Source organism: Stenotrophomonas maltophilia group sp. RNC7, assembly GCF_030910085.1.
Lineage (GTDB): Bacteria > Pseudomonadota > Gammaproteobacteria > Xanthomonadales > Xanthomonadaceae > Stenotrophomonas > Stenotrophomonas sepilia.
In genome coordinates this window covers 60,704-84,518 of the sequence record NZ_JAVFVN010000626.1, presented here as the reverse complement: position 1 = coordinate 84,518, position 23,815 = coordinate 60,704, and the positions used below count along the sequence as shown (strand labels likewise).

Annotated in this window: 23 protein-coding genes and 1 pseudogene; 13 read left to right on the top strand and 11 right to left on the bottom strand. The window is 63.6% G+C overall.

From position 1 onward, the window contains the following. Positions 1-10 precede the first annotated feature (10 nt). Positions 11-703 (top strand): hypothetical protein, encoded by a 693-nt coding sequence (locus tag RCF13_RS12385; protein WP_005409631.1) that lies wholly within the window; start codon positions 11-13, stop codon positions 701-703. A gap of 2 nt (positions 704-705) precedes the next feature. Here the strand turns inward: RCF13_RS12385 and RCF13_RS12380 are convergent, their stop codons facing one another. The 3 genes from RCF13_RS12380 to RCF13_RS12370 are packed head-to-tail and all read right to left on the bottom strand — an operon-like array spanning position 706 to position 5,802. After that, positions 706-3,105, bottom strand: coding sequence for a hybrid sensor histidine kinase/response regulator (locus RCF13_RS12380; protein ID WP_076738932.1), 2,400 nt, complete (start codon positions 3,103-3,105; stop codon positions 706-708). After that, positions 3,098-3,568 carry a response regulator gene (locus RCF13_RS12375; RefSeq protein ID WP_005409633.1) on the bottom strand — a complete coding sequence of 157 codons (471 nt, stop codon included), beginning with the start codon at positions 3,566-3,568 and terminating at the stop codon, positions 3,098-3,100. The genes RCF13_RS12380 and RCF13_RS12375 overlap by 8 nt, the downstream gene beginning before the upstream one ends. Then, a complete protein-coding gene (locus RCF13_RS12370; protein WP_012480164.1) occupies positions 3,565-5,802 on the bottom strand; it encodes an ATP-binding protein in 2,238 nt (745 codons plus the stop codon). The genes RCF13_RS12375 and RCF13_RS12370 overlap by 4 nt, the downstream gene beginning before the upstream one ends. Before the next feature lie 251 nt (positions 5,803-6,053). Here RCF13_RS12370 and RCF13_RS12365 point away from each other — a divergent pair, with 251 nt between their 5' ends. After that, complete coding sequence (locus RCF13_RS12365) at positions 6,054-6,347, top strand: hypothetical protein (protein WP_005413314.1); 294 nt, start codon at positions 6,054-6,056, stop codon at positions 6,345-6,347. Positions 6,348-6,357: 10 nt separating this feature from the next. Here RCF13_RS12365 and RCF13_RS12360 read toward each other — a convergent pair whose 3' ends face one another. Continuing rightward, positions 6,358-6,843, bottom strand: a complete 486-nt coding sequence (locus RCF13_RS12360) for a TspO/MBR family protein (RefSeq protein ID WP_044571331.1) — start codon at positions 6,841-6,843, stop codon at positions 6,358-6,360. Between the two features lie 72 nt (positions 6,844-6,915). After that, positions 6,916-9,111, bottom strand: coding sequence for a hypothetical protein (locus tag RCF13_RS12355; protein ID WP_076738933.1), 2,196 nt, complete (start codon positions 9,109-9,111; stop codon positions 6,916-6,918). Positions 9,112-9,244: 133 nt separating this feature from the next. On the opposite strand from RCF13_RS12355, the gene RCF13_RS12350 reads away from it, so the two are divergent. Continuing rightward, entirely contained in the window at positions 9,245-9,724 is a 480-nt protein-coding gene (locus RCF13_RS12350; RefSeq protein WP_076738934.1) for a GNAT family N-acetyltransferase, read from the top strand. A 22-nt stretch (positions 9,725-9,746) separates the two neighbouring features. Here the strand turns inward: RCF13_RS12350 and RCF13_RS12345 are convergent, their stop codons facing one another. Together RCF13_RS12345 and RCF13_RS12340 are read right to left on the bottom strand one after the other, a co-directional pair. After that, positions 9,747-10,271, bottom strand: coding sequence for a HAMP domain-containing sensor histidine kinase (locus RCF13_RS12345; RefSeq protein WP_224481987.1), 525 nt, complete (start codon positions 10,269-10,271; stop codon positions 9,747-9,749). A gap of 24 nt (positions 10,272-10,295) precedes the next feature. Then, positions 10,296-10,865, bottom strand: a complete 570-nt coding sequence (locus tag RCF13_RS12340; RefSeq protein ID WP_224481995.1) for an RsbRD N-terminal domain-containing protein — start codon at positions 10,863-10,865, stop codon at positions 10,296-10,298. A gap of 493 nt (positions 10,866-11,358) precedes the next feature. On the opposite strand from RCF13_RS12340, the pseudogene RCF13_RS26300 reads away from it, so the two are divergent. Continuing rightward, positions 11,359-11,541, top strand: a pseudogene (locus RCF13_RS26300) (hypothetical protein); the annotation flags it as partial. Between the two features lie 576 nt (positions 11,542-12,117). Here RCF13_RS26300 and RCF13_RS12335 read toward each other — a convergent pair. Beyond that, a complete protein-coding gene (locus tag RCF13_RS12335) occupies positions 12,118-12,894 on the bottom strand; it encodes a hypothetical protein (protein ID WP_032966761.1) in 777 nt (258 codons plus the stop codon). Positions 12,895-13,432: 538 nt separating this feature from the next. Here RCF13_RS12335 and RCF13_RS12330 point away from each other — a divergent pair. Continuing rightward, a complete protein-coding gene (locus RCF13_RS12330) occupies positions 13,433-13,882 on the top strand; it encodes a hypothetical protein (protein WP_282294867.1) in 450 nt (149 codons plus the stop codon). Positions 13,883-14,778: 896 nt separating this feature from the next. On the opposite strand, the gene RCF13_RS12325 is transcribed toward RCF13_RS12330, so the two are convergent. Next, positions 14,779-15,150 carry a hypothetical protein gene (locus tag RCF13_RS12325; RefSeq protein ID WP_021201824.1) on the bottom strand — a complete coding sequence of 124 codons (372 nt, stop codon included), beginning with the start codon at positions 15,148-15,150 and terminating at the stop codon, positions 14,779-14,781. 197 nt (positions 15,151-15,347) lie between these two features. Next, positions 15,348-15,782 (bottom strand): Hg(II)-responsive transcriptional regulator, encoded by a 435-nt coding sequence (gene merR / locus RCF13_RS12320; protein WP_005413387.1) that lies wholly within the window; start codon positions 15,780-15,782, stop codon positions 15,348-15,350. Between the two features lie 71 nt (positions 15,783-15,853). Between merR and merT the strand changes: the two genes are divergently transcribed. The 8 genes from merT to RCF13_RS12275 all read left to right on the top strand — a co-directional run bounded on the left by merT (position 15,854) and on the right by RCF13_RS12275 (position 23,557). Then, positions 15,854-16,204 carry a mercuric ion transporter MerT gene (merT, locus tag RCF13_RS12315; RefSeq protein ID WP_003131974.1) on the top strand — a complete coding sequence of 117 codons (351 nt, stop codon included), beginning with the start codon at positions 15,854-15,856 and terminating at the stop codon, positions 16,202-16,204. Between the two features lie 12 nt (positions 16,205-16,216). Then, positions 16,217-16,492 carry a mercury resistance system periplasmic binding protein MerP gene (merP, locus tag RCF13_RS12310; protein ID WP_003131987.1) on the top strand — a complete coding sequence of 92 codons (276 nt, stop codon included), beginning with the start codon at positions 16,217-16,219 and terminating at the stop codon, positions 16,490-16,492. Between the two features lie 71 nt (positions 16,493-16,563). After that, positions 16,564-18,249, top strand: coding sequence for a mercury(II) reductase (gene merA / locus RCF13_RS12305; RefSeq protein WP_003156770.1), 1,686 nt, complete (start codon positions 16,564-16,566; stop codon positions 18,247-18,249). A 17-nt stretch (positions 18,250-18,266) separates the two neighbouring features. Further along, positions 18,267-18,632 (top strand): mercury resistance co-regulator MerD, encoded by a 366-nt coding sequence (gene merD / locus RCF13_RS12300; RefSeq protein WP_000995360.1) that lies wholly within the window; start codon positions 18,267-18,269, stop codon positions 18,630-18,632. After that, on the top strand, positions 18,629-18,865 hold the full coding sequence (merE, locus tag RCF13_RS12295) for a broad-spectrum mercury transporter MerE (RefSeq protein WP_003132004.1): 237 nt from the start codon (positions 18,629-18,631) through the stop codon (positions 18,863-18,865). Before merD ends, merE begins: the two co-directional genes overlap by 4 nt. Beyond that, positions 18,862-19,851 (top strand): DUF3330 domain-containing protein, encoded by a 990-nt coding sequence (locus tag RCF13_RS12290; protein ID WP_003132006.1) that lies wholly within the window; start codon positions 18,862-18,864, stop codon positions 19,849-19,851. The genes merE and RCF13_RS12290 overlap by 4 nt, the downstream gene beginning before the upstream one ends. A 175-nt stretch (positions 19,852-20,026) precedes the next feature. Continuing rightward, a complete protein-coding gene (locus RCF13_RS12280; RefSeq protein ID WP_010921730.1) occupies positions 20,027-20,587 on the top strand; it encodes a recombinase family protein in 561 nt (186 codons plus the stop codon). 3 nt (positions 20,588-20,590) lie between these two features. Then, entirely contained in the window at positions 20,591-23,557 is a 2,967-nt protein-coding gene (locus RCF13_RS12275; protein ID WP_308141218.1) for a Tn3-like element TnAs1 family transposase, read from the top strand. Here RCF13_RS12275 and RCF13_RS12270 read toward each other — a convergent pair. Beyond that, complete coding sequence (locus RCF13_RS12270; protein WP_032966765.1) at positions 23,554-23,754, bottom strand: hypothetical protein; 201 nt, start codon at positions 23,752-23,754, stop codon at positions 23,554-23,556. The two genes, RCF13_RS12275 and RCF13_RS12270, sit on opposite strands and share 4 nt — an antisense overlap. Between the last annotated feature and the right edge of the window lie 61 nt (positions 23,755-23,815).

The window sequence follows — 23,815 nt, the reverse complement described above, 5'->3', positions numbered from 1 at the left end:
GGGGACGACGATGGCCGGGACGGGCGCATTACGGATTCTGTTGACCGGTGCCGCAGGCCTGGTCGGGCAGGGTGTGGCGCTGGCCTGCCAACGCTCACCGCAGGTGTCCCGCCTGACAGCGCTGGTCCGCCATCCAGGAAGTCTGAGCGGCGCCGGCAGCGAACTGATCGTTCCGGACTTCCTGCGTATCCAGGACCGGTCGGATGAACTGGCCGGGTTCGATGCCTGCTTCTACTGTGCCGGGGCGCCACCGGTCGGCACGGCAGAGGCCGAGTACCGACGCGTGACCCTGGACACCACCCTGGCGGTGGCCCGTGCCTGGGCGGCTGCGAATCCCGAAGGGTGCTTTCTGTATGTATCCGGTGCCGGCGCGGACCCTCGGAGCCGGCTGATGCCGTTGAGGATCAAGGGCGAGACCGAGGTCGCATTGCACGGCCTGCCGGTGCGCACCGTGATGCTGCGCCCGGGCGGTGTCAGGCCGGTCCCGGGCACCGGCACCCGTCATGCCCTGTTGAAGCCCCTGTACTGGGGCGGTGCGCCGCTGATGAAGCTGGCCAGCGCGATTGCGCCATCGCTGATGACCAGCAATCTGGCTCTCGGTCAGGCGATGATTGCACTGGCCGGCAGGGAGCATCCGCCGGCCACGGTGGAGTGCGCGGACATCAACCGGATCGCCGCTGGCCTAGGCGATCCGGCCTCCTGAGCTCAGTGCGGCGCGGCCTCCAGCGCAGTGCGTACCGCCAGCGCCAGGTCACTTCGCGTAAACGGCTTCGGCAGCAGGGCAACCGCGCGTCCCTGGCTGCCCGCCTGATCGTGGTCACGTGGATAGCCCGACGTGAACAGGACGGCGACTTCCGGCCAGCGTTCGCGGACTTGACGGACCAGCTCCCAGCCCAACATGCCGGGCATCACCACGTCCGAGAACAGCAGGTCCACCCTGGTGTCGGGGCGCTCCAGCAACCGTAGCGCGGAGGGGCCATCGTGGGCTTCCAGCACGCGGTAGCCGAGCAGCCGCAGCGAATCCACCGTGTAGGCGCGGACATCGTCGTTGTCCTCGGCCACCAGAATGGTTTCCTCGCGCGGCGAGTAGTCGGCCAGGCCGGTCTGCGGGGTGCGTGTTTCGCGGGGCAGGGTCAGCGGCGAGCGCGGAAACATCATGGTAATGCTCGTGCCGCCGCCTTCCACCGAATCGATCAGCACGTGGCCGCCGGACTGCTTGACGAACCCATGCACCATCGACAGTCCCAGCCCGGTGCCGCGGCCGACCTGCTTGGTGGTGAAGAACGGTTCGAACACCCGGGCCAGGGTGGCCGCGTCCATGCCATGGCCGTTGTCGCGCACCCGCAACATCACGTACTGGCCTGGTGTTGCATCCGGGAACAGGGCAGCGTAGTCGTGGTCGAGGTGGCTGTTGTCGACCTCGATCACCAACCGCCCGCCGTGCGGCATCGCATCGCGGGCATTCACCGCCAGGTTCAGTACGGAGGCCTCCAGCTGGCTGATGTCGATCTCCACGCACCAGATGTCCTCGGCGCTGCGGATCTCCAGCTGCACCAGCTCACCCAGTGCACGCTGCAGCATGTCGTGCATGTCCAGCAGGCGCTCGTGGAGGTTGGCGGCCTGGCTGTGCAGCGGCTGGCGTCGGGCAAACGCCAGCAGGCGCTGGGTCAGGCTGGCGGCACGCCCGACACCCTTCAGCGCGTTGTCCAGCGCCCGGCTGACCATCGCCCCGGCTTCCCCCGCGCGCTCATTCAGCAGCATGGCGTGCTCGACGTTGCCGGAGATGACCGTCAGGATGTTGTTGAAATCATGCGCGATGCCGCCGGTGAGCTGGCCGACCGCCTCGATCTTCTGTGATTGGCGCAGTGCATGTTCGGCCTGGAGGCGCGCCGTGGTTTCCACGGCCTCGGAGACCACGGCGGTGACCACGCCTTCGGCATCGAGCAGCGGGCGGAACGAAAAATCGAAGCTGCGCGGCCCGGTCGGGAGTTCCAGCTCCAATGAATGCAGCGAACTCCGGCCCTGCACGGCTGCAGCGACGGCCCGATCGATCAGCGCGCCGATGCCATCGGTTGTGGCGAACCAGAGCGATTCACCGAAGCGTTGGCCAAGCACGTCCTTCTTTTCCGCCAGCACTGCGGCCAGTGACGCGTCATTGGCATCCACCACGCGCCCGGACAGATCCAGCAGCATCTGATGCTGGAAGCTGGATTCGAAGATCGCCTGCAGGCGCCGTTTGCTGGCGCGCAACTCGGCCGTGCGCGCCTGCACCTGCTGCTCGAGCAGCTGGTTGTCCTCGCGCAGGGCCAGCTCGGCCTGTTTCAGCTGCGAGACGTCGCTACCCAGGCAGATGTAGCCGGCCACGCTGCCGTCGGCCGCATGCTCAGGCACGCAGTCCATCTGCACGAATCGTGATTGCCCGCTGCGGTGCACCAGTTCGACCTGGAAGCTGGTGCGCTCGCCCTGCAGTACCCGTTCCAGGCTCGGCAGGGCGTGTTCGAAGGCGGAAATGCCGCTGACCTCGCGCGCTGTCCGGCCCAGCAGCTCGGCCAGGCTGAATCCATGCCAGTCCAGGAACGCCTTGTTGGCGAACCGGTAGCGATGCGCGTTGTCGAGCTGGGCGATCAGCGCGGGTACGGCATCCGTCACCTGCTGCAGCTGCGCCTGGCTCTCATTCAGCGCAGCCTGCGCATGAAGCAGCTGGTTGCGCTCATGGGCTTCCTGGCGGGCGCGGCGAATCGCATCCGGCAGGCGCTGCAGGCGCTGCTTGACTACATAGTCGCGCGCGCCACGGGTCAGCGCCTGCACCGCCAGCTCTTCGGTCAGCGTGCCGGAGACGAAGATGAAAGGGGTCTGCGGAGTCCGCTCGCGTGCCAGTGCGAGGGCCGCATCGCCATCGAATCCGGGCAGCACGTGGTCGGCGAGGATCACGTCGAACGCACGGCTGTCGATGGCCTCGATGAACGCGTTGCGGGTCCACAGGCGCTCGGCCTCGAATTCCAGGCCGGCACGCCGCAGCTGTGCGGTGATCAGCTCCGCATCAAGCGCGCTGTCCTCCAGCATGAGGATGCGCAGGCGCTCGCTGCGGCGCGATCCATCACGCATTGTTGTGCTGCCCCGAGCCATTGGGCCGATGCGGTGGTGGCTGGTTGGTGATGCCCCAGAACATGCCCAGCCCCTGGATGGCGTCGAAGAATTCCTTGAAGTCGACCGGCTTGACCACGAAGGCATTCACGCCCAGTTCGTAACTGCGCACGAGATCCTGTTCTTCGCGCGAGGAGGTCAACATCACCACCGGCGTGCTGCTCAGCTGCGGGTCGCCACGCACCTGTTCCAGCACCTCCAGGCCATTGACCTTGGGCAGCTTCAGGTCCAGCAGCACCACCACCGGGCCGCCGTGCATGGCGCCGGCGAACTTGCCTTCGCAGCGCAGGTAATCCAGCGCTTCGGCGCCGTCGCGTACATGGATGACATCGTTCAACAGCTGGCAGCGCGCAAGCGCGGCCATCGTCAGCTCTGCATCCTTGGGGCTGTCCTCTACCAGGAGGATCGGCCGCAGGTCCCTCATGGGTGTTCTCCTGTGAAGCGGGGTAGGGTGAAATGGATCGTGGCGCCCTTGCCGGGCTCGCCCTCGGCCCAGGTACGGCCGCCATGGCGGCCGATGATGCGGCGGACATTGGCCAGGCCGATGCCGGTGCCTTCGAACTCTTCGACGTGGTGCAGGCGCTGGAACACGCCGAACAGCTTGTCCACGTAGCGCATGTCGAAGCCGCAGCCGTTGTCGCGCACGAAAAAGTGGTCTTCGTCGTCGTTTCGCTCGTGACCAACCTCGATCACCGCGTGTTCGCGCTCGCGGGTGAACTTGATCGCGTTGGCCAGCAGGTTCTGCCATACCAGGCGCAGCATCGTCGGATCGGCCTCGACCTCCGGCAGCGGTGCGAGCGTCCACTGCACGTCGCGGCCGGTGTAGTCCAGGGCCAGGCTCCGGCGCACATCCTCGGCCAGCGCGCTCATGTCCAGCCGCACACGCCCAAGCGTGGAGCGCCCCATCTGCGAGAAGCTGAGCAGGTCATCCACCAGTGTTCCGGCGGACTTGGCCGATTCCACGATCGTGTCCAGGAATCGGCGCTCGGTATCGTTCAGGCGCTCGCCCGCCGAGCTGCCCAGCAGCTCGGAATAGCCGACAATGTGACGGAACGGAGCGCGCAGGTCGTGGCTGACCGAATAGGAGAAGGCTTCCAGTTCCTTGTTGCTGCGGAGCAGCTGCTCGTTCAGTTCGGCCATTTCCTCGGCCTTGCGCAACACGATATCGACGATGGCCGTGCGCATCTCGTGTGCCGCGTCGCAGTCAGCGTCGCTCCACGGCAGGCTGCGCTGCTGCACGGTCTCCTTCCAGGCCTCGAACGAGTTGCGCGGGGACAGCGCCACGCCCGGTGCTGCTTCCTTGCGGGGATCGCCGCCCCAGCGCACGGTGCGCACCACTTCCGGGCGGAACCACATCAGGTAACTGTCATGCAGCTGCGAAATGGACACCGCCAGCAGGCCGCTGGCGACGTCGGCCAGGTGCGCGGCAGGCGACCAGTCGGCTGCCAGGTGATCGGTGCAGTAGGTTTCCTGGCCGGCCTGCTGCGTGGCCAGCCAGTTCGCCAGGGCCAGCACGTCGCTGGAAGAAGGGCACTGGCCAACACGCAGGCAATCGCCCTTGTGCACGATCGCCGCGCCGGCCGCGCCTGTCAGCGACAGCAGGCTGGCCTCGTCCTGGCGCAGGGCCGCCATGAAGTCCTCGTCGCCGGCCATGCGACCCAGTAGCTTGACCAGTATGGAACGACGGGCAACGCGCTCTTCGATCGCACGCGCACGCTCCTTCAACGCAATCTGCAGCGACAGGATCTGGCCCATGAACTCGCAGGCAGTGCGCACGTGGTAGGGCAGGCGGCGTGGCTGCACGGTGTGGCAGGACACCAGGCCCCACAAGCGGCCTTCATGCACCAGCGATACCGACATCGACGCGCCGGTACCCATGTTGCGCATGTAGTGCAGGTGCACCGGCGAGACGCTGCGCAGCACCGCCATGCTCAGGTCGGTGGGCGGCGCGTCGCGTTGATCCTCGGCCCGCATCAGCGGGGCCGGGGTGTAGCTGTTGTCCGCGATCAGGCGTACCCGGTTGCGGCGGTAGAGTTCGCGGGCCTGTGCTGGAATATCCGATTCGGGGAAGCGCAGGTCCAGGTAGGACGGCAACAGGCCGTTGCCATCCTCGGCCACCACGACACCGTTCCAGCCAGCATCGAACTGGTAGACCAGGGTGCGGTCGAAGCCGGTGAGCCGGCGCATGTGCGCGGCAGCCAGCTGGCAGAGATCTTCCACGGTGCTGGCCGACTCGATGCCGGCCATCAGCTCGCGGATGGCCGGATACAGCTCTTCCAGCGAGCCGGGCTGGCCCGGAACCGGTGCTTCCAGCTCGACCAGCAGATCGGTGGCGGAACGGTGCACCAGCAGCTGATGCCGGCCGTGGCCGTCCAGATGCACGGCACCGACATGGGCGCTGCTGCCGATCACGGCCTGCTGGAACAAGCCCTGGAACGGCGCCAGCACGCCGCCGAACACCTCACTGACGTGCCGCATCAACGGTTCGCCGAACTGCTGCAGCAGCCCGGGCTGGCTGATGGCGCGCTCGCGCACCTGCAGGGACTCCGGTTCAACGACCAGAAGCACACCGTAGGGCTGGATCGCGCCGGGGGTGTGGATCGGTTCGCGCGCGCAACTGGACAAGGCAGTGTCGTGCGCGGACTCAGCAGAAGGCATCAAGGGCGGGACTCATCATTCGTGGATGGCTGGAAAGGCCCAGTGGTACATCCGGTACCCCTCAATGGTGAAGCAAAATCGTGCATTCGCCTACCAGTGTATGCGTGTGAAGCGTGCTTCTGTCCAAGCTGAATTCTTCATGTAGGGACGAGGTCGAGCACTTGAGGTTTTCGCGAAGAATACATCTACGCTGCACATCAGCTCGACAGATCATTGCCTAGAGTGGATCCACTTCCCTGAGCGACCGCCCCGTGAACCTGCAGCCCGCGCCCCTGTCCCCGTACCGCATGCTGGCTGACAGCTGCCAGTTTGAACTGCTGGATGTGGACGCGCTGCAGGACCCGGCCAGTGGCCGGCTGCTGCACCTGTATTCGCTGGTTGCCCGGTGCCTGTCCTGCGAGACGATCTTCAAGGCCGAAGAAGGGCAGGGCCTGGTCAGCCACACTGCGGCGCGGGTGGTGCGATGCCCTACCGGCTGCGGGCAGCAGGCGTTCAAGCCGGCCCTGCTGCGGACCTGGCGCCCGCAGGTGGTTGCCCAGGCGTAAGCGGCGGAGATCACAGCAGCCCGGGATTGGCTCGCCATACCGCAAAGTTGAGCGCCGAGGCGAACGAGATCCAGGCCAGATAGGGAAGCAGCAGCGCCGCCGCAGTCGGACGGATGCGCGCAAACGCGACGATCGCTGCGCAAACCAGCGCAATCAATACAAGAATGTCAACGAAGGCCAGGGCGCCCAGCTTCCAGCCGAAGAACAGCCAGCTCCACAGCGCATTGACGGCAAGCTGCACCAGGTAGAGCATCAGCGCCGGACGTGCCCCGCGCCAACCGCGTTCGCGCCACACCAACCACGCGGCAATCGCCATCATGGCGTAGAGCAGGGTCCACACCGGACCAAAGACACTGGCCGGTGGTGCCCACGGGGGAAGATCGAGGGTAGCGTAGAAGCTGGCCGCGGATGTGGACGCCCACGCGCCCAGGGCGGCCGCGACGAAGGTGATCGCCACCCATCCCAGCAGCCCGAAAACCTGCGAACTCCGCTTCATACCGTACAGCTCCCTGATGCGCATGATCCGGTATACGCGCAGAGGCCGCGAATGGATGCAGGTCGCGGGCCTTCAGTCTGAAGATCCGGCGGCAGACGATCCCTGACCTGCTGGCAGCAGGGAAGGCCGTTGATCAAACCACTCGCGCGCCTTGGCCAGATGCCATTGGCGCTGATCGCCGTCCAGCTCGATGCCCGCACCCAGCAGCCCCCACCGGAGATAGAGATCACCGCGTTTGCGCTGTTCCAGCAGATCCAGCCGCGCGCGTACCGACAGCCGATCGTTCTCGGCCTGCAGGCCATCGATGACCAGATGGCCAGGGCGCCAGCGCAGCGTCGCCTGTGCCTGTACCTGTCCGGAATCCAGCAGCGACAAGGTCCAGCGCGGGTAGTCGGTGCGTTCTGCGAACAGCGCCAGCAACGGTCGCGCATCGCTGAGATCCAGGTCCGTGGTGGCATCCACCTGGAACGGAGACTGCGCATCGATACGGCCACGCTTGAAGGCCACGCGGCCTTTCCATGCCGTCGAGCCCTGCGTGTCCGCCACCTGCACGTTGCGCAGCTCGACCGTGGTGCCGGACAGATCGAAATGACGCTGATTGAAGTCACCGCGGCGCAGCGTTGCGTTCACGTCGATATCGCCGCCCATGTCCAACCCTGCCACCTTTGCACTGGCGTTGCGCCCCAACAGCCGGGCCATGCCATGGCCGACGCGCCCGTCGGTATCGAGGGTCGCATCACCGCTGACGGTGCCAGTGCCACGCAGCAGCCGCACCTGCGGTGAGCCGAGGTAGCGGTTGTAGGCGGTCAGATCAGGGATGGTGGCTTCACTGAAGCGCAGCTGCGCGCGGACGCCTTTGCGCAGTTCCTGCAGGCGGCCATCGCCGGTCAGGTCCAGGGCCAGATCCCGGCCGTCGAACAGGCGCACGTCCCTGGCATCGGTTGGCCGCGCAGTGAATCGCGGCAGCCGGACGGACAGCTGGGCCTGGCTGGGGCTGCCGGTCTTCAACTGGCCATGGGCGCTGGCCGTGCCCGCCAGGCGTACGCCGGCGACTTCGGCCACGGCCTCGGCAGCCGGGATGTCCACGGTGCTGCCTTCGATCAGTTCACCATTGCGCAGGTGCAGATCGGCTTTCAGCGTGCCGCCGCCGTCCAGCTGCAGCCACGGCTTGCGGACGAACAGAGCAGGGATCCAGTTGAGCGAGGTGAACGTCCATTCGCCGCGCACTGAGCCAGAGCTGCGTTCCAGCAGCTGGGCGGGCTGCTGGAAGGGAATGTCCCGGCCACTGATATGCAGATCGGCATCCACCTCGCTGCCTGAACCGGGCTTTGGCGGCAGGCGGGCCTGCAGGCGCAGGTCCTTGGCTACATTGAGCTGCAGTGCCAGCATGCCGCGATCGGGGGCGCCATCACCCAGATGGAGCGGCACCTGCCACAGCGCGTGGTCGCCGGGCTGCAGCTGGCTATCGATCAGGTGGAGCGCCAACTGCAGGCGCCCGGGCACGGGCGCGCTGGAGATCTTCGGCGTTGTGGCATCGGTGTCCATGCGCAGGCCCTGGCTGCGGGCGTCCACCTCGAGCTGGGCATGCAGCAGCTTCAACTTGGCCAGGCCGGGCGCCTGGTCCCGATAATGGCGCGGATAGCTGAAGCGCGCGGTGAGATCCATGTCGCCCAACAGCTGCACGCCGTCATAGCTGGTGTCTGCCTTGCTGAATGAGACCTCGGAATCGAACAGTTCGGATGGGCCGCCACGCAGCTGCTTCAGGAACCCCACGGTACCCTGGCCCTTGCCGATGATCAGCAGCTTGCCGAAGCGTGCGCTGCGGATGCTGTCGCTGTGGATGGCGTCGAAACGCAAGGTCCAGCCCTGGTCGCTGCGCGGCGGTGAAGGGATGGCCTCTTCGACGCGGCTGATCTCGGCGGAAACCCCGGTGGCCTGCAGCCTTGGCACCCGCACCTCGCGCTGGAACAGGGGCAGCACCGCCAATCGGGCGCTGGCGCGGTCTGCATGCAACACGTAGACGGTGTGGTTCACGTGGCCGCGCATGTGCACGTTCCAGGCGATCACGTGGCCGGGCAACAGCGTAATGGCCGGCCCAGTGGTCATTACGAACTTGTGCGGCTTGCGGTTGGTGACCTGGTCGAACAGGGGCGTGTTGAGGAAGATGTTGCCGGCCAGCAGATACAGCAGGTAGATGCCCAGCAGGACGTAGGCAGGAACGCGCCATCGACGAAGCCGGTGCGGGATGTGCGCGGAAACAGGGGGCATCTACTGCTCAAAAGGTTGGAATTTCCGCAACTATTACGGAGCGGATGGCGGTGGCGCGTGAAGCAGCTACGGGGCCGGAGCTCGATTCTGGTAGTGTGCGGCCTGGTCATGACCACAGATCTGCAGGAGACGCATGGAGATCCGGCCCGCCCGCGCAGGCGATTTCGACGTGATGTGGGGCATGTTCAAGACGGCCATTGCGACGCAGGATGCGCTGCCCTTTGCCGGCTCTTTCGCCGTCGAGACGTTTCGCGCGCATTGGTTCCAGGCCCAGGCGCCTCATGTAGCTGTGCTGGAGGGCCGGGTGGCGGGCATGTACAAGATGGGCCCGAACTTCCCTGATCTGGGGGCGCATGTGGCCAGCGCCACGTATGTGGTGGATGCGCCGGCACAGAGGCAAGGCGTGGGCCGGGCGCTGGTGGAACACAGCCTGGAGCGGGCGAGGGCGGAAGGATTCCTGGCCATGCAGTTCAATTACGTGGTCAGTACCAACGGCCCGGCGGTGGCGCTGTACCGGAAGCTGGGGTTCGACGTGGTCGGGACGTTACCGAAGGCGTTCCGGCACGGTCAGTTGGGGTTGGTCGATGTCTTCGTGATGCACAGGTTCCTGTAGTGCCGTCGCCGGGCCGGTCGCCTCAATCAGCGTTCTTTGGGAGCGTGATGACGAATGAAGTGCGACCATCCCGCCATCGCCCATGGACCTTGCCGCGGTGCGCGTGGCAGATTTCCCGCACCAGGAACAGGCCGAGGCCCAAGCTCGCGTGTTCGCCTTGTGACGCGTTGTGCGAGCCTCTGCGCAAGGGATCGAACAGACTGTTGAACGCTTCGTCCGATAGTTCGGCCCCGGTGTTGCTCACCGTGATCATGATCTGGTCGACGAGGCCCTCAAGGCTGATCCGCACATCGGTGCCGTGTTCTCCGTACTTTGCAGCGTTGGTCGTGAGGTTGTGAACCGCCTCGCGCAACGAAGAGGCATCGAAGCAACCGCGGGCATCGCCTTCAGCCTCATATTTGATGGGGACGTGGTGCAGGGCAGCGCGAAGCAATTCGACTTCCTCGCCAAGCGATTGGGCAAGATCGCAGTCCACCGGATGAATGGCCATGCCATCGCCCAGCTTGCTGCGGCTGTAAGCCAGCAGGTCGTCGAGCAGCTTGTTCATGCGCATGCTGCCATTGATGATCCGCTAGGCCTGCCTGGACAATGCCGGATCCTGCAGCCCACTGGCCAGAGTGTCCGCCGAGAACATGACCGCTGCCAAAGGACCTCGGAGATCATGCCCGAGCGCTGCCAGGAAGATCTGCCGCCAGGATTCGACCTCGGCAGAGAACTGAGCAAGGGATTCGGCGACCGCCTGGTCGATGGCCTCATTGAAACGAAGGATGTCATCGATCGATGAAGTTATCAGCTGCTGGTCGGATGCCCATCGCCGAAGTACCGAAGCCCGGAGTGCTCGATACTCAGCCACCATCTGGTTGAGACCAAAGCCGGCGATGGCGCGGGTTCGGCCATGATAGGACGCGGCGGACTCGGGGCCGGGTTTCAACGGTGCAAGCCCGTGGGACTTTGCGACCTGCTGGGAGGCTGTTTGAGGCGATCTGAGATCGTCTACGACCGCCTGAAGAATCTGGGGAAGATGATTCCGAAGTTGCTTTGCGCTGAACTCGACGGTATCGGGCGCCTGCGTTTCGGCGAATGCCACCGCGTCTTCGAGGATTTCCCGCGCATTCCGTTCGATAAAATCAGCCAGGCGCATCGCCAAACCCGTCCTTAAGTGGTGCGTCGAGCCTACACCGGCGGGCCTGCATGCTGGGTGAGAAGTTGGCGCCGTGGAGCCAGGTTCTGCGGGCGTTGGGAGGGTTGCTTGAAGGGGAGCAGCGTGCGGCCAGGACTGGACTGATTGGGGTTCGTATGGGTAGACCTCTTGGTAACATAATATACATTATGCGCAAAAGTGGTAGTTATTGAGGTGTTGCGTTGAGAAGGCCTTCTAGGCCTACTTGACCGCAACAGTGACGTGATAAATGGTGACTGCCACAACGGAAACGCCCCAGATCCCACAGCTGTCCGCCCGTATTTCCCCACAAGGACGCCCGCGATTTCCAGATCTCCCCCAAAGATGCCCTTGATTCCTGGATCCGCACCTAAGACGCCCTCGATTTCTGGCTCCACATCCAGCTCGCCCTTGAGTTCCCAACTGCGCACCTGATCGGTCAGAGCTTGTCGCCTGCACTTCCCAGTTCCGCCAGTCGCGACATTGGTCGCAAGAACAATTAGACGAGATCTCGGGCCTGAACGTGCGAACAGTTCAGCGGGTTGAGCAGGACTACAACACCGCGACTTCCCTGGGTGACGCGCCACGCCCCGCTCCACCTGCTCAAGCGCGTCGCTCGCCCCCTGACCAAGCTTTGACCTTAACTGGGCGTCGGTGACTCCCTCCCGTTCTGGTCGGCATCTGGGCCTTGTAGCGGCTCAAGCGCTGAGCTATAACGCCTTAGCCAGTCGCTATAAAGCGCCGGTGTTGTGCCCGCATAGCCAATAGGCTCCGGGTGCCCGAGGTCCACCCAATGGGGGCACGGGAATCCTTCGATTCCGGAGCCATCCATGACCGCCAAACGCCGCAGATCCCTTCGCACTTCTGCCTTCTACGCCCAATCGGGCCGTTGCTTCTATTGCGGCCTGCCGATGTGGCTCACTGCACCCTCAGAGCTCGGGCTGAAGGCCAGTAAGGCCCGAGCCTTTCAATGCACCGCCGAGCACCTGGTGGCCCAACAGGACGGGGGCAGAGACGTGTCCGGGAACGTGGTGGCCGCGCATAGCCGGTGCAACCAGGGCAGGCACCAGCGGAAGGGACCAGCCCCTTCCGCTGAAGCGTTCCGGGCGCTGGTTCAGACGCGGCTGGCAATGGGGAGATGGTGGTCCCGACTGCCATCAGGGATTGCACGTGCTTCCGTATGGCCAATTGAATTGAATCTTTGCAAGGAATCGGCAGCTGCTTGCCTGATTCGCTAGTCCACACTAGTGGCGCCCGGTTGCGGTGCTAGAACGGCGAGTCTGCTGCGAAATGGTCGCGCATTGGGCCTAACAAGGTCTGCGACCCTGTCAACACGTCCGAGAATTCCACCTGTCGCCACCTTCTCGTTCCAATATCGTTCCATCCACTCGGCTTTATCCAGGATCTTACCCGGAGCGCCTAGCAGCCTCTTGGCGATGAAATGCCGGATGAGAGCGGCCTGGCTATCGAGAATCACGACGCCCGCCCTTGGATTAGAGTCATAAGCGCTGTACGAGATCAGATAGTGGACATAGTGGCGGTCTGGCTCTTCGTCATCCCACGTCAACAGGTTGCTTAACCCCGCAGCGCGAGCATCCGATCGCACCTCTTCGCTCACGAGCACCATGGGATTGCGTGCTTCCTTACATTCCATGCGATAGGCGTCCAGCATCGCCGGTCCGAAGATCATCTGAGAATCATGATGAATGCTTCCAACTGTGAGCCCTCCACGTATCAATATATCAACCACTAGCAGGTTCTCGGCCAACATTCTGATGCAGCTCAGGATGTCGGCAAGGCCAGCAGGAGAGCGGCTGCTTGATATGACGATGCAGTCGCTGAAGTAAGTGAACAAAAGTCCTGTTGCTGGGTTGCAGCACGCTGTGTTCTTTAGTCTGTCGATGGCCTCTGCTATTTCATCAAGCTTGCTCATGTCGGCTGCCGACTCTTGGACAAGTGCGGAGAACCCGAGCATGTCGATGAAGGCGACGTACTTATCTTGGTAGAGCATGAAGAACTCCTTAGATGGTCGTGCCCATGGTGCCGAGGGCGGTTCCATTTGACCAGCGGGTGCGGGGCACGTCATAGGCCATGGAGCAATGTCAGCGACCTGGCTCGCGCACTAGTCTCGCAGAGGCTTGTTACGGCGCATCTTCGCATCGGATAGAAGCGAGCGAACGAGAGAGTTGAAGTCCATCCTGGCCCTAAAAGTTTCCTTCACCCTTGGTTAAACGAATGTCCGCTTTCGGTCAGAAGCGGACCAAAGTAGCCGGTGCTCTTCGCAGCCCGTACGCGACTTGGAGTCATATCATCAATCTGTATCAGGGCTCAGACCTAAGTGCCTGATGGTCCAATTCAGCGACACTATCCAGCTTCGGCGTCATCGCACACTTCGGGATACAGCCAGCGCGATCCGCTTATGGAACCAAACCGCACTGTGCCTTACTCTTAAGGAACATTGCCAACGGCAACCTTCGGCAATTGAATTTAGAGAATCCGGGCGGTTCATCCCGCGCGGCCCGTTAATGTCTACAGCTGTGGAGTTGTGAATGGCAGAAGATCAAGGTGGTGAAGAGGTAATTAGGGAGATAGGGAAGGCGCTAGCCCTTGCGTCTGAGCTTGATCCACAAATTGTTAGATCGCTTCGCTCCGCGATTGTTCAGGCGATGTCTGATTACGAGGACGACACGAATGCACAAGCTGCAGCCGCACTTGCGGCGGTTCTCGATTTTAGACCTGTGACGACCCAAGACGCCCTCTCGCAAACCTTGGGTGAGATCGGGAAGCTGGTCCAAGGTCTCACCGGACTGGAGGACGTTCATTACACTGTTGAGACACCAGAAGGTCGCCGAGTTCGCTCAATCCGGTCACATCTACCAACTGTATCACCCCAGCGTTTGACGGATCACGAGCAGGCAGATCTTGAGGCCTATATCGCTCGATATCTGCCACCGGACGACCCTCGCGAGGAACACGCGCCACGAGGACCGCGACTGTGACGATCAGTAAGTTAGCAATCCTCAACGCTGTGAAAGCAGCCATTTCGCGTGCTAAGGCGAGCGGGTCTCCCTACGCGCAAGGAAAGGCTTACGAACTTCGGGTGCTGCTTAGGCTTCTGCGAATCATCGATAGTGCGGGCTACAAGCTCACGTGTACCCCCAAGATGGCAGGCGTCCTGACGTTTGGAGGATCTCCATGCAAAGCAAACCATCCGGATCACGATTACATCAGTGGATCTACGTCTACTGAGAAGCTCGAGATTAGGATTTCAGTGCAGGTCACCACACTAAGCCATAGCTGGAAAGGCACGACGGTGGTCAAAGCGGCTGACCGTCACGAGATTGACGTCGGTGTATATCGTCCGATTAAGACCCGTCGCTATCCCGCATTTACGGAGTTACTTCTTGGGGTCTCGTGCAAGACTGGCGGCTGGAACAAGGCGTACGTCCGCGAGGCGCTAGGTATGCGTAGGGAGCTAGGATTCCTCACATCACCTAGGACGAGCTTGACGAGCTCAGCTCCGTGGTTCATCGCAACAGTTCCCTGCGATCCTCCGGTTCCCTTTGCCTTGTACGCGACCAACGCTGGGTCCGCCGTGTATGCGTCGTTGGCAGCTTTGGGGCTCTACGTCGAGCACTACAAGGGGTAGCGGAAACAGGCTTTGGAGTACGGATCAACTCAGGTGTGTCGAGAACGATGCCCGCTTTGGGTCGAAGGCGGATGCCATCACCGGGCCGGTCGCCGCCCAATGTCCGCTTCCGGCCAGAAGCGGACATCCACCCTGCCCTCGATAAACATCCCAAATCCACGGACGACCTTGGTCTGCTTTGGCCTTCTGCCTTAGGGCCAGACCTGAACTTCGATTTCAGCCCCTAGCGTATTTGACTCCCGCGACCTAGATCTCTCCTAGATCCTTGAGCAGGGCTTGCCCCTTCTGCAGAAACCCAACTAGCAGTCGACCTCCTGCTACTTTCCGGCCCAATTGCCCATTGAGGTAGCTGACCTGGAGACGCGCATGGGCCAGCAGATCCACCTGGGCCATGCTAGGGGTCGCGGCCTGGAGCGGTTCGCCCGGCGACGCCATCTGCCCCCCGATCGGCTGGACAACGCAAGGGCGCCGGCTGTCACTCTTCGCATACGCCGTGGCCATCATCCGGCCGTTCTTCAACGACCATCCACCAAGCACCAACTCGGTCCCGAGTTGCTCGATCGGCAATCCCGCTTCGCTAACCGCTTTCTCAAAGTTCGGCCAGAGTTGGTCCACCACCAGCCCTAGCTCGGCAGATAGCTGTTCTATTGTGAAATCTGCGCGGAAGCTGGCCTGCAGTGCAAGCTCGTAGATGCGGAGGAAGGGGGAACCGCAGAATTCGGAAAAAATCGTACGCTAAGCTAACGGTGTTCTCGTGACAGCTCTTTGACTAGGCTTTCTAAGGGGTCGTCTCAGAAAACGGAAAATAAAGCACGCTAAGGCATAGCCGAACCTGCCAAGCTTGCTCCACCCTGTAGTGACGCGATCAGCGGGCAGGAAACGTTCCCCCTTCGCGCATGGCAGGCGCGCACCAACTCAGACAGCACGGCCTCCATGCGCGCCAGGTCAGCCATTTTCTCGCGCACGTCCTTGAGCTTGTGCTCGGCCAGACTGCTGGCTTCCTCGCAATGGGTGCCATCCTCCAGCCGCAGCAGCTCGGCGATCTCATCCAGGCTGAAGCCCAGCCGCTGGGCTGATTTCACGAAGCGCACCCGCGTTACATTCGCCTCGCCATAGCGGCGGATGCTGCCATAGGGCTTGTCAGGCTCCAGCAACAAGCCCTTGCGCTGATAGAAACGGATGGTCTCCACATTGACCCCGGCCGCCTTGGCGAAAACGCCAATGGTCAGGTTCTCCAAATTGTTTTCCATATCGCTTGACTCCGTACATGAGTACGGAAGTAAGGTTACGCTATCCAATTTCAATTCGAAAGGACAAGCGCATGTCTGAACCAAAAACCGGGCGCGGCGCGCTCTTCACTGGAGGGCTTGCCGCCATCCTCGCCTCGGCTTGCTGCCTCGGGCCGTTGGTTCTGATCGCCTTGGGGTTCAGCGGCGCTTGGATCGGCAACTTGGCGGTGTTGGAACCCTATCGCCCCATCTTTATCGGCGTGGCGCTGGTGGCGTTGTTCTTCGCCTGGCGGCGCATCTACCGGCAGGCAGCGGCCTGCAAACCGGGTGAGGTCTGCGCGATTCCCCAAGTGCGAGCTACTTACAAGCTCATTTTCTGGATCGTGGCCGCGCTGGTTCTGGTCGCGCTCGGATTTCCCTACGTCATGCCATTTTTCTACTGATCGGAGTTCACCATGAAGAAACTGTTTGCCTCCCTCGCCCTCGCCGCCGTTGTTGCCCCCGTCTGGGCCGCCACCCAGACCGTCACGCTGTCCGTACCGGGCATGACCTGCTCCGCCTGCCCGATCACTGTCAAGAAGGCGATTTCCAAGGTCGAAGGCGTCAGCAAAGTTGACGTGACTTTCGAGACACGCCAAGCGGTCGTCACCTTCGACGATGCCAAGACCAGCGTGCAGAAGCTGACCAAGGCAACCGCAGACGCGGGCTATCCGTCCAGCGTCAAGCAGTGAGTCACTGAAAACGGCACCGCAGCACAACGGACGTCATTGTCTGGCGCCACAAACGATAAAGGATCTGTTGCATGACCCATCTAAAAATCACCGGCATGACTTGCGACTCGTGCGCGGCGCACGTCAAGGAAGCGCTGGAAAAAGTGCCAGGCGTGCAGTCGGCGCTGGTGTCCTATCCGAAGGGCACAGCGCAACTCGCCATCGTGCCGGGCACATCGCCGGACGCGCTGACTGCCGCCGTGGCCGGACTGGGCTACAAGGCAACGCTAGCCGATGCGCCACTGGCGGACAACCGCGTCGGACTGCTCGACAAGGTGCGGGGATGGATGGCCGCCGCCGAAAAGCACAGTGGCAACGAGCCCCCGGTGCAGGTAGCGGTCATTGGCAGCGGTGGAGCCGCGATGGCGGCGGCGCTGAAGGCCGTCGAGCAAGGCGCGCAGGTCACGCTGATCGAGCGCGGCACCATCGGCGGCACCTGCGTCAATGTCGGCTGTGTGCCGTCCAAGATCATGATCCGCGCCGCCCACATCGCCCATCTGCGCCGGGAAAGCCCGTTCGATGGCGGTATTGCGGCAACTGTGCCTACGATTGACCGCAGTAAGCTGCTGGCCCAGCAGCAGGCCCGCGTCGACGAACTGCGGCACGCCAAGTACGAAGGCATCCTGGGCGGTAATCCGGCCATCACCGTTGTGCACGGTGAGGCGCGCTTCAAGGACGACCAGAGCCTTACCGTCCGTTTGAACGAGGGTGGCGAGCGCGTCGTGATGTTCGACCGCTGCCTGGTCGCCACGGGTGCCAGCCCGGCGGTCCCGCCGATTCCGGGCTTGAAAGAGTCACCCTACTGGACTTCCACCGAGGCCCTGGCGAGCGACACCATTCCCGAACGCCTTGCCGTAATCGGCTCGTCGGTGGTGGCGCTGGAGCTGGCGCAGGCCTTTGCCCGGCTGGGCAGCAAGGTCACGGTCCTGGCGCGCAATACCTTGTTCTTCCGTGAAGACCCGGCCATCGGCGAGGCGGTGACAGCCGCTTTCCGTGCCGAGGGCATCGAGGTGCTGGAGCACACGCAAGCCAGCCAGGTCGCCCATATGGACGGTGAATTCGTGCTGACCACCACGCACGGTGAATTGCGCGCCGACAAACTGCTGGTTGCCACCGGTCGGACACCGAACACGCGCAGCCTCGCGCTGGACGCAGCGGGGGTCACTGTCAATGCGCAAGGTGCCATCGTCATCGACCAAGGCATGCGCACGAGCAACCCGAACATCTACGCGGCCGGCGACTGCACCGACCAGCCGCAGTTCGTCTATGTGGCGGCAGCGGCCGGCACCCGTGCCGCGATCAACATGACCGGCGGCGATGCGGCGCTCGACCTGACCGCAATGCCGGCCGTGGTGTTCACCGATCCGCAAGTGGCGACCGTGGGCTACAGCGAGGCGGAAGCCCACCACGACGGGATCGAGACCGACAGCCGCACCTTGACCTTGGACAACGTGCCGCGTGCGCTCGCCAACTTCGACACACGCGGCTTCATCAAGTTGGTTATCGAGGAAGGCAGCCATCGGCTGATCGGCGTACAGGCGGTCGCGCCGGAAGCGGGTGAACTGATCCAGACGGCGGCTCTGGCCATTCGCAACCGCATGACGGTGCAGGAACTGGCCGACCAGTTGTTCCCCTACCTGACGATGGTCGAGGGGTTGAAGCTCGCGGCGCAGACCTTCAACAAGGATGTGAAGCAGCTTTCCTGCTGCGCCGGGTGAGAAAAAGGAGGTGTTCAATGAACGCCTACACGGTGTCCCGGCTGGCTCTTGATGCCGGGGTGAGCGTGCATATCGTGCGCGACTACCTGCTGCGCGGATTGCTGCGCCCGGTGGCGTGCACACCAGGCGGCTACGGCTTGTTCGATGACGCCGCCTTGCAACGGCTGTGCTTCGTGCGGGCGGCCTTCGAGGCGGGCATCGGCCTCGACGCGCTGGCGCGGCTGTGCCGGGCGCTGGATGCGGCGGACGGCGACGAAGCGGCCGCGCAGCTTGCCCTGCTGCGTCAGTTCGTCGAGCGTCGGCGCGAAGCGTTGGCCGATCTGGAAGTGCAGTTGGCCACCCTGCCGACCGAGCCGGCACAGCACGCGGAGAGTCTGCCATGAACAACCCCGAGCGCTTGCCGTCCGAGACGCACAAACCGATCACCGGCTACCTGTGGGGCGGACTGGCTGTGCTGACTTGCCCCTGCCACCTGCCCATCCTCGCTGTCGTGCTGGCCGGCACAACCGCCGGTGCTTTCCTCGGCGAGCATTGGGTCATCGCGGCGCTCGGTTTGACCGGCCTGTTCCTTCTGTCCCTGTCGCGGGCGTTGCGGGCATTCAGGGAAAGAGAATGAGCGCTTTCCGGCCGGATGGATGGACGACGCCGGAACTGGCCCAAGCGGTCGAGCGCGGGCAGCTTGAACTGCACTACCAGCCCGTCGTCGATCTGCGCAGTGGTGGGATTGTCGGCGCGGAAGCCCTGTTGCGCTGGCGTCATCCGACGCTTGGACTATTGCCACCGGGCCAGTTCCTGCCCGTGGTCGAATCGTCCGGCCTGATGCCTGAAATCGGCGCTTGGGTGCTGGGCGAAGCCTGCCGCCAGATGCGTGACTGGCGAATGCTGGCATGGCGACCGTTCCGGCTGGCCGTCAATGTTTCGGCGAGCCAAGTGGGACCGGACTTCGACGGGTGGGTAAAGGGCGTGCTGGCTGATGCCGAGTTGCCCGCCGAGTATCTCGAAATCGAGCTGACCGAATCGGTCGCGTTTGGTGATCCGGCGATCTTCCCCGCCCTGGACGCCTTGCGGCAGATCGGTGTGCGCTTCGCCGCCGATGACTTCGGGACGGGGTATTCCTGTCTGCAACATCTGAAGTGCTGCCCAATCAGCACGCTCAAGATCGACCAATCGTTTGTCGCCGGGCTCGCCAACGACCGCCGCGACCAAACCATCGTGCACACCGTGATTCAGCTTGCGCACGGGCTGGGCATGGATGTGGTGGCTGAAGGCGTGGAAACATCGGCGAGTCTTGATCTATTGCGACAAGCGGACTGCGACACAGGACAAGGCTTCCTGTTCGCGAAGCCAATGCCGGCGGCGGCATTCGCCGTCTTCGTCAGTCAATGGAGGGGTGCCACCATGAATGCAAGTGACTCGACCACCACCAGTTGCTGCGTGTGCTGCAAGGAAATCCCGCTCGATGCCGCCTTCACCCCGGAAGGCGCGGAATACGTCGAGCACTTCTGCGGGTTGGAGTGTTATCAACGCTTCGAAGCGCGTGCCAAGACAGGGAACGAAACCGATGCCGATCCGAACGCCTGCGACTCGCTACCGTCAGATTGAGGCATACCCTAACTGGATGTCAGGCAGGGCCGCGCCGCTTAGTCAGAATAGAGTCATCTTTCGCATTTTTTGACACATGCCTGCGAAGGTCATAGATTTCAGCCTGACAGAAACGGGGTTTGAGGCACAACGGAACAGAAGGAGCACTTAAGCCGCCTTCAACCAAGGAGACATCGTGCAGGGGCACCGCATCGGCTACGTCCGGGTCAGCAGCTTCGACCAGAACCCGGAACGCCAGCTGGAACAGACACAGGTGAGCAAGGTGTTCACCGACAAGGCATCGGGCAAGGACACCCAGCGCCCCCAGCTCGAAGCGCTGCTGAGCTTCGTCCGCGAAGGCGATACAGTGGTGGTGCACAGCATGGACCGGCTGGCCCGCAACCTCGATGACCTGCGTCGCTTGGTACAGAAGCTGACTCAACGCGGCGTGCGCATCGAGTTCCTGAAGGAGGGCCTGGTGTTCACTGGCGAGGACTCGCCGATGGCCAACCTGATGCTGTCGGTGATGGGGGCCTTCGCTGAGTTCGAGCGCGCCCTGATCCGCGAGCGGCAGCGTGAGGGCATCACCTTGGCCAAGCAGCGTGGCGCGTACCGGGGCCGCAAGAAAGCCCTGTCCGATGAGCAGGCTGCTACCCTGCGGCAGCGAGCGACGGCCGGCGAGCCCAAGGCGCAGCTTGCCCGCGAGTTCAACATCAGCCGGGAAACCCTCTACCAGTACCTCCGCACGGACGACTGACACATGCCGCGTCGCTTGATCCTCTCGGCCACGGAGCGGGGCACCCTGCTCGCGTTGCCAGAAAGCCAGGATGACCTGATCCGCTACTACACCTTCAACTACTCCGACCTGTCGCTGATCCGTCAGCGGCGCGGCGACGCCAACCGCCTCGGCTTCGCCGTGCAACTCTGCCTGCTGCGCTACCCCGGCTATGCGTTGGGCACTGACAGCGAGCTGCCCGAACCGGTCATCCTGTGGGTGGCCAAGCAAGTCCAGACCGATCCGGCGAGTTGGACGAAGTACGGCGAGCGCGATGTGACCCGTCGCGAGCACGCCCAGGAACTGCGCACCTACCTTCAACTGGCCCCGTTCGGCCTGTCCGACTTCCGCGCCCTGGTGCGCGAGCTGACCGAACTGGCCCAGCAGACCGACAAGGGCTTGCTGCTGGCCGGCCAGGCGCTGGAGAGCCTGCGGCAGAAGCGACGCATCCTGCCGGCGTTGAGCGCGATCGACCGGGCTTGCTCGGAGGCCATTGCACGGGCCAATCGGCGGGTCTACCGCGCCCTGGTTGAACCGCTCACGGACTCGCATCGGGCCAAGCTGGACGAGCTGTTGAAGCTCAAGGCCGGCAGCAGCATCACCTGGTTGACCTGGCTGCGCCAGGCACCGCTGAAACCCAACTCTCGGCACATGCTTGAGCACATCGAGCGGCTGAAGACATTTCAGCTGGTGGACTTGCCCGAAGTCCTGGGCCGGCACATCCACCAGAACCGCCTGCTCAAGCTGGCCCGCGAGGGTGGGCAGATGACGCCCAAAGACCTCGGCAAGTTCGAGCCGCAGCGGCGCTATGCGACCCTGGCCGCCGTGGTGCTGGAGAGCACTGCAACCGTGATTGATGAGCTGGTGGATCTGCACGACCGCATCCTAGTCAAGCTGTTCAGCGGCGCGAAGCACAAGCATCAGCAGCAGTTCCAGAAGCAGGGCAAGGCGATCAACGACAAGGTGCGCCTGTACTCCAAGATCGGCCAGGCGCTGCTGGAGGCCAAGGAAGCCGGCAGCGACCCCTATGCCGCCATCGAGGCGGTGATCCCCTGGGACGAGTTCACCGAGAGCGTCAGCGAAGCCGAGCTGCTGGCCCGGCCGGAGGGCTTCGACCACCTGCACCTGGTCGGCGAGAACTTCGCCACCCTGCGCCGCTACACGCCGGCTCTGCTGGAGGTATTGGAGCTGCGCGCCGCCCCGGCCGCGCAGGGCGTGCTGGCAGCCGTGCAGACGCTGCGCGAGATGAACGCCGACAACCTGCGCAAGGTGCCGGCCGATGCTCCCACCGCCTTCATCAAGCCGCGCTGGAAGCCACTGGTGATCACCCCGGAAGGCCTCGACCGGCGCTTCTACGAAATCTGCGCCCTGTCCGAGCTGAAGAACGCCCTGCGCTCCGGCGACATCTGGGTCAAGGGCTCGCGGCAGTTCCGCGACTTCGACGACTACCTGCTGCCGGCCGAGAAGTTCGCCGCGCTCAAGCGGGAACAGGCCCTGCCGCTGGCGATCAACCCGAACAGCGACCAGTATCTGGAAGAGCGCTTGCAGCTGCTGGACGAGCAGTTGGCCACTGTCGCCCGCCTGGCCAAGGACAACGAGCTGCCCGATGCCATCCTCACCGAGTCCGGGTTGAAGATCACCCCGCTGGATGCGGCGGTGCCGGATCGGGCGCAGGCGCTGATCGACCAGACCAGTCAGTTACTGCCGCGCATCAAGATCACCGAACTGCTGATGGACGTGGACGACTGGACGGGCTTCAGCCGCCACTTCACCCACCTGAAGGACGGGGCCGAGGCCAAAGACCGGACGTTGCTGCTGTCCGCGATCCTCGGTGATGCGATCAACCTCGGGCTGACCAAGATGGCCGAGTCGAGCCCCGGTCTGACCTACGCCAAGCTGTCCTGGCTGCAAGCCTGGCACATCCGCGACGAGACCTATTCGGCGGCCCTGGCCGAGCTGGTCAACCACCAGTACCAGCATGCCTTCGCCGCCCACTGGGGCGACGGCACCACCTCATCCTCCGATGGCCAGCGTTTCCGGGCTGGCGGCCGGGGCGAGAGCACCAGACACGTCAACCCGAAGTACGGCAGTGAGCCGGGACGGCTGTTCTACACCCATATCTCCGACCAGTACGCGCCGTTCAGCACCCGCGTGGTGAATGTCGGCGTGCGCGATTCCACCTATGTGCTCGACGGCCTGCTGTACCACGAGTCCGACCTGCGGATCGAGGAGCACTACACCGACACGGCCGGCTTCACCGATCACGTCTTCGCCCTGATGCACCTGCTGGGCTTCCGTTTCGCGCCGCGCATCCGCGACCTCGGCGAAACCAAGCTGTACGTGCCGCAGGGCGTGCAGACCTACCCGACGCTGCGGCCGCTGATCGGCGGCACCCTGAACATCAAGCACGTCCGCGCCCATTGGGACGACATCCTGCGCCTGGCCAGCTCGATCAAACAGGGCACCGTCACTGCCTCGCTGATGCTGCGCAAGCTCGGCAGCTATCCGCGCCAGAACGGCCTGGCCGTGGCCCTGCGCGAGCTGGGCCGGATCGAACGCACGCTGTTCATCCTAGACTGGCTGCAAAGTGTTGAGCTGCGCCGCCGCGTGCATGCCGGCCTGAACAAAGGTGAGGCGCGCAACTCGCTGGCCAGGGCGGTGTTCTTCAACCGCCTTGGGGAAATCAGGGATCGGAGCTTCGAGCAGCAGCGCTACCGGGCCAGCGGCCTCAACCTGGTGACGGCGGCTATCGTGCTGTGGAACACGGTGTACCTGGAGCGCGCCACCCAGGGGTTGGTCGAGGCCGGCAAGCCGGTGGACGGCGAGCTGCTGCAATTCCTGTCGCCGCTGGGCTGGGAGCACATCAACCTCACCGGCGATTACGTCTGGCGGCAGAGCCGCAGACTGGAAGACGGGAAGTTTCGGCCCCTACGGATGCCCGGAAAACCTTAGCGTACGATTTTTTCCGAATTCTGCGAGCCCCCCAGGAAGAATTGCGTAGACCCGCGCGCAGCAAGCACTACGTTGTGCTGAGGGATCAGCAGCAGCTTTGCCCCCGCGGAATACGCCCCTGTGAGAGCATCCTCTGCCAGGGTATCCGCTGCGACGACGAGGTGGTCACGAGTGAGGAGAACGTTGAGGATGCTCATTGCGGGATCGTCTAGACGTTTGCAGACTATCGCCTTCCCCTCCCCTCCTGTCCAGACTGCT

Bases quoted from the DNA above. Each gene is read 5' to 3' on its own strand.
- RCF13_RS12385 (WP_005409631.1), top strand. From the start codon at position 11: ATGGCCGGGACGGGCGCATTACGGATTCTGTTGACCGGTGCCGCAGGC.
- RCF13_RS12380 (WP_076738932.1), bottom strand. From the start codon at position 3,105: ATGCGTGATGGATCGCGCCGCAGCGAGCGCCTGCGCATCCTCATGCTG.
- RCF13_RS12375 (WP_005409633.1), bottom strand. From the start codon at position 3,568: ATGAGGGACCTGCGGCCGATCCTCCTGGTAGAGGACAGCCCCAAGGAT.
- RCF13_RS12370 (WP_012480164.1), bottom strand. From the start codon at position 5,802: ATGCCTTCTGCTGAGTCCGCGCACGACACTGCCTTGTCCAGTTGCGCG.
- RCF13_RS12360 (WP_044571331.1), bottom strand. From the start codon at position 6,843: ATGAAGCGGAGTTCGCAGGTTTTCGGGCTGCTGGGATGGGTGGCGATC.
- RCF13_RS12355 (WP_076738933.1), bottom strand. From the start codon at position 9,111: ATGCCCCCTGTTTCCGCGCACATCCCGCACCGGCTTCGTCGATGGCGC.
- RCF13_RS12350 (WP_076738934.1), top strand. From the start codon at position 9,245: ATGGAGATCCGGCCCGCCCGCGCAGGCGATTTCGACGTGATGTGGGGC.
- RCF13_RS12345 (WP_224481987.1), bottom strand. From the start codon at position 10,271: ATGAACAAGCTGCTCGACGACCTGCTGGCTTACAGCCGCAGCAAGCTG.
- RCF13_RS12340 (WP_224481995.1), bottom strand. From the start codon at position 10,865: ATGCGCCTGGCTGATTTTATCGAACGGAATGCGCGGGAAATCCTCGAA.
- RCF13_RS12335 (WP_032966761.1), bottom strand. From the start codon at position 12,894: ATGCTCTACCAAGATAAGTACGTCGCCTTCATCGACATGCTCGGGTTC.
- RCF13_RS12330 (WP_282294867.1), top strand. From the start codon at position 13,433: ATGGCAGAAGATCAAGGTGGTGAAGAGGTAATTAGGGAGATAGGGAAG.
- merR (WP_005413387.1), bottom strand. From the start codon at position 15,782: ATGGAAAACAATTTGGAGAACCTGACCATTGGCGTTTTCGCCAAGGCG.
- merT (WP_003131974.1), top strand. From the start codon at position 15,854: ATGTCTGAACCAAAAACCGGGCGCGGCGCGCTCTTCACTGGAGGGCTT.
- merP (WP_003131987.1), top strand. From the start codon at position 16,217: ATGAAGAAACTGTTTGCCTCCCTCGCCCTCGCCGCCGTTGTTGCCCCC.
- merA (WP_003156770.1), top strand. From the start codon at position 16,564: ATGACCCATCTAAAAATCACCGGCATGACTTGCGACTCGTGCGCGGCG.
- merD (WP_000995360.1), top strand. From the start codon at position 18,267: ATGAACGCCTACACGGTGTCCCGGCTGGCTCTTGATGCCGGGGTGAGC.
- merE (WP_003132004.1), top strand. From the start codon at position 18,629: ATGAACAACCCCGAGCGCTTGCCGTCCGAGACGCACAAACCGATCACC.
- RCF13_RS12290 (WP_003132006.1), top strand. From the start codon at position 18,862: ATGAGCGCTTTCCGGCCGGATGGATGGACGACGCCGGAACTGGCCCAA.
- RCF13_RS12275 (WP_308141218.1), top strand. From the start codon at position 20,591: ATGCCGCGTCGCTTGATCCTCTCGGCCACGGAGCGGGGCACCCTGCTC.
- RCF13_RS12270 (WP_032966765.1), bottom strand. From the start codon at position 23,754: ATGAGCATCCTCAACGTTCTCCTCACTCGTGACCACCTCGTCGTCGCA.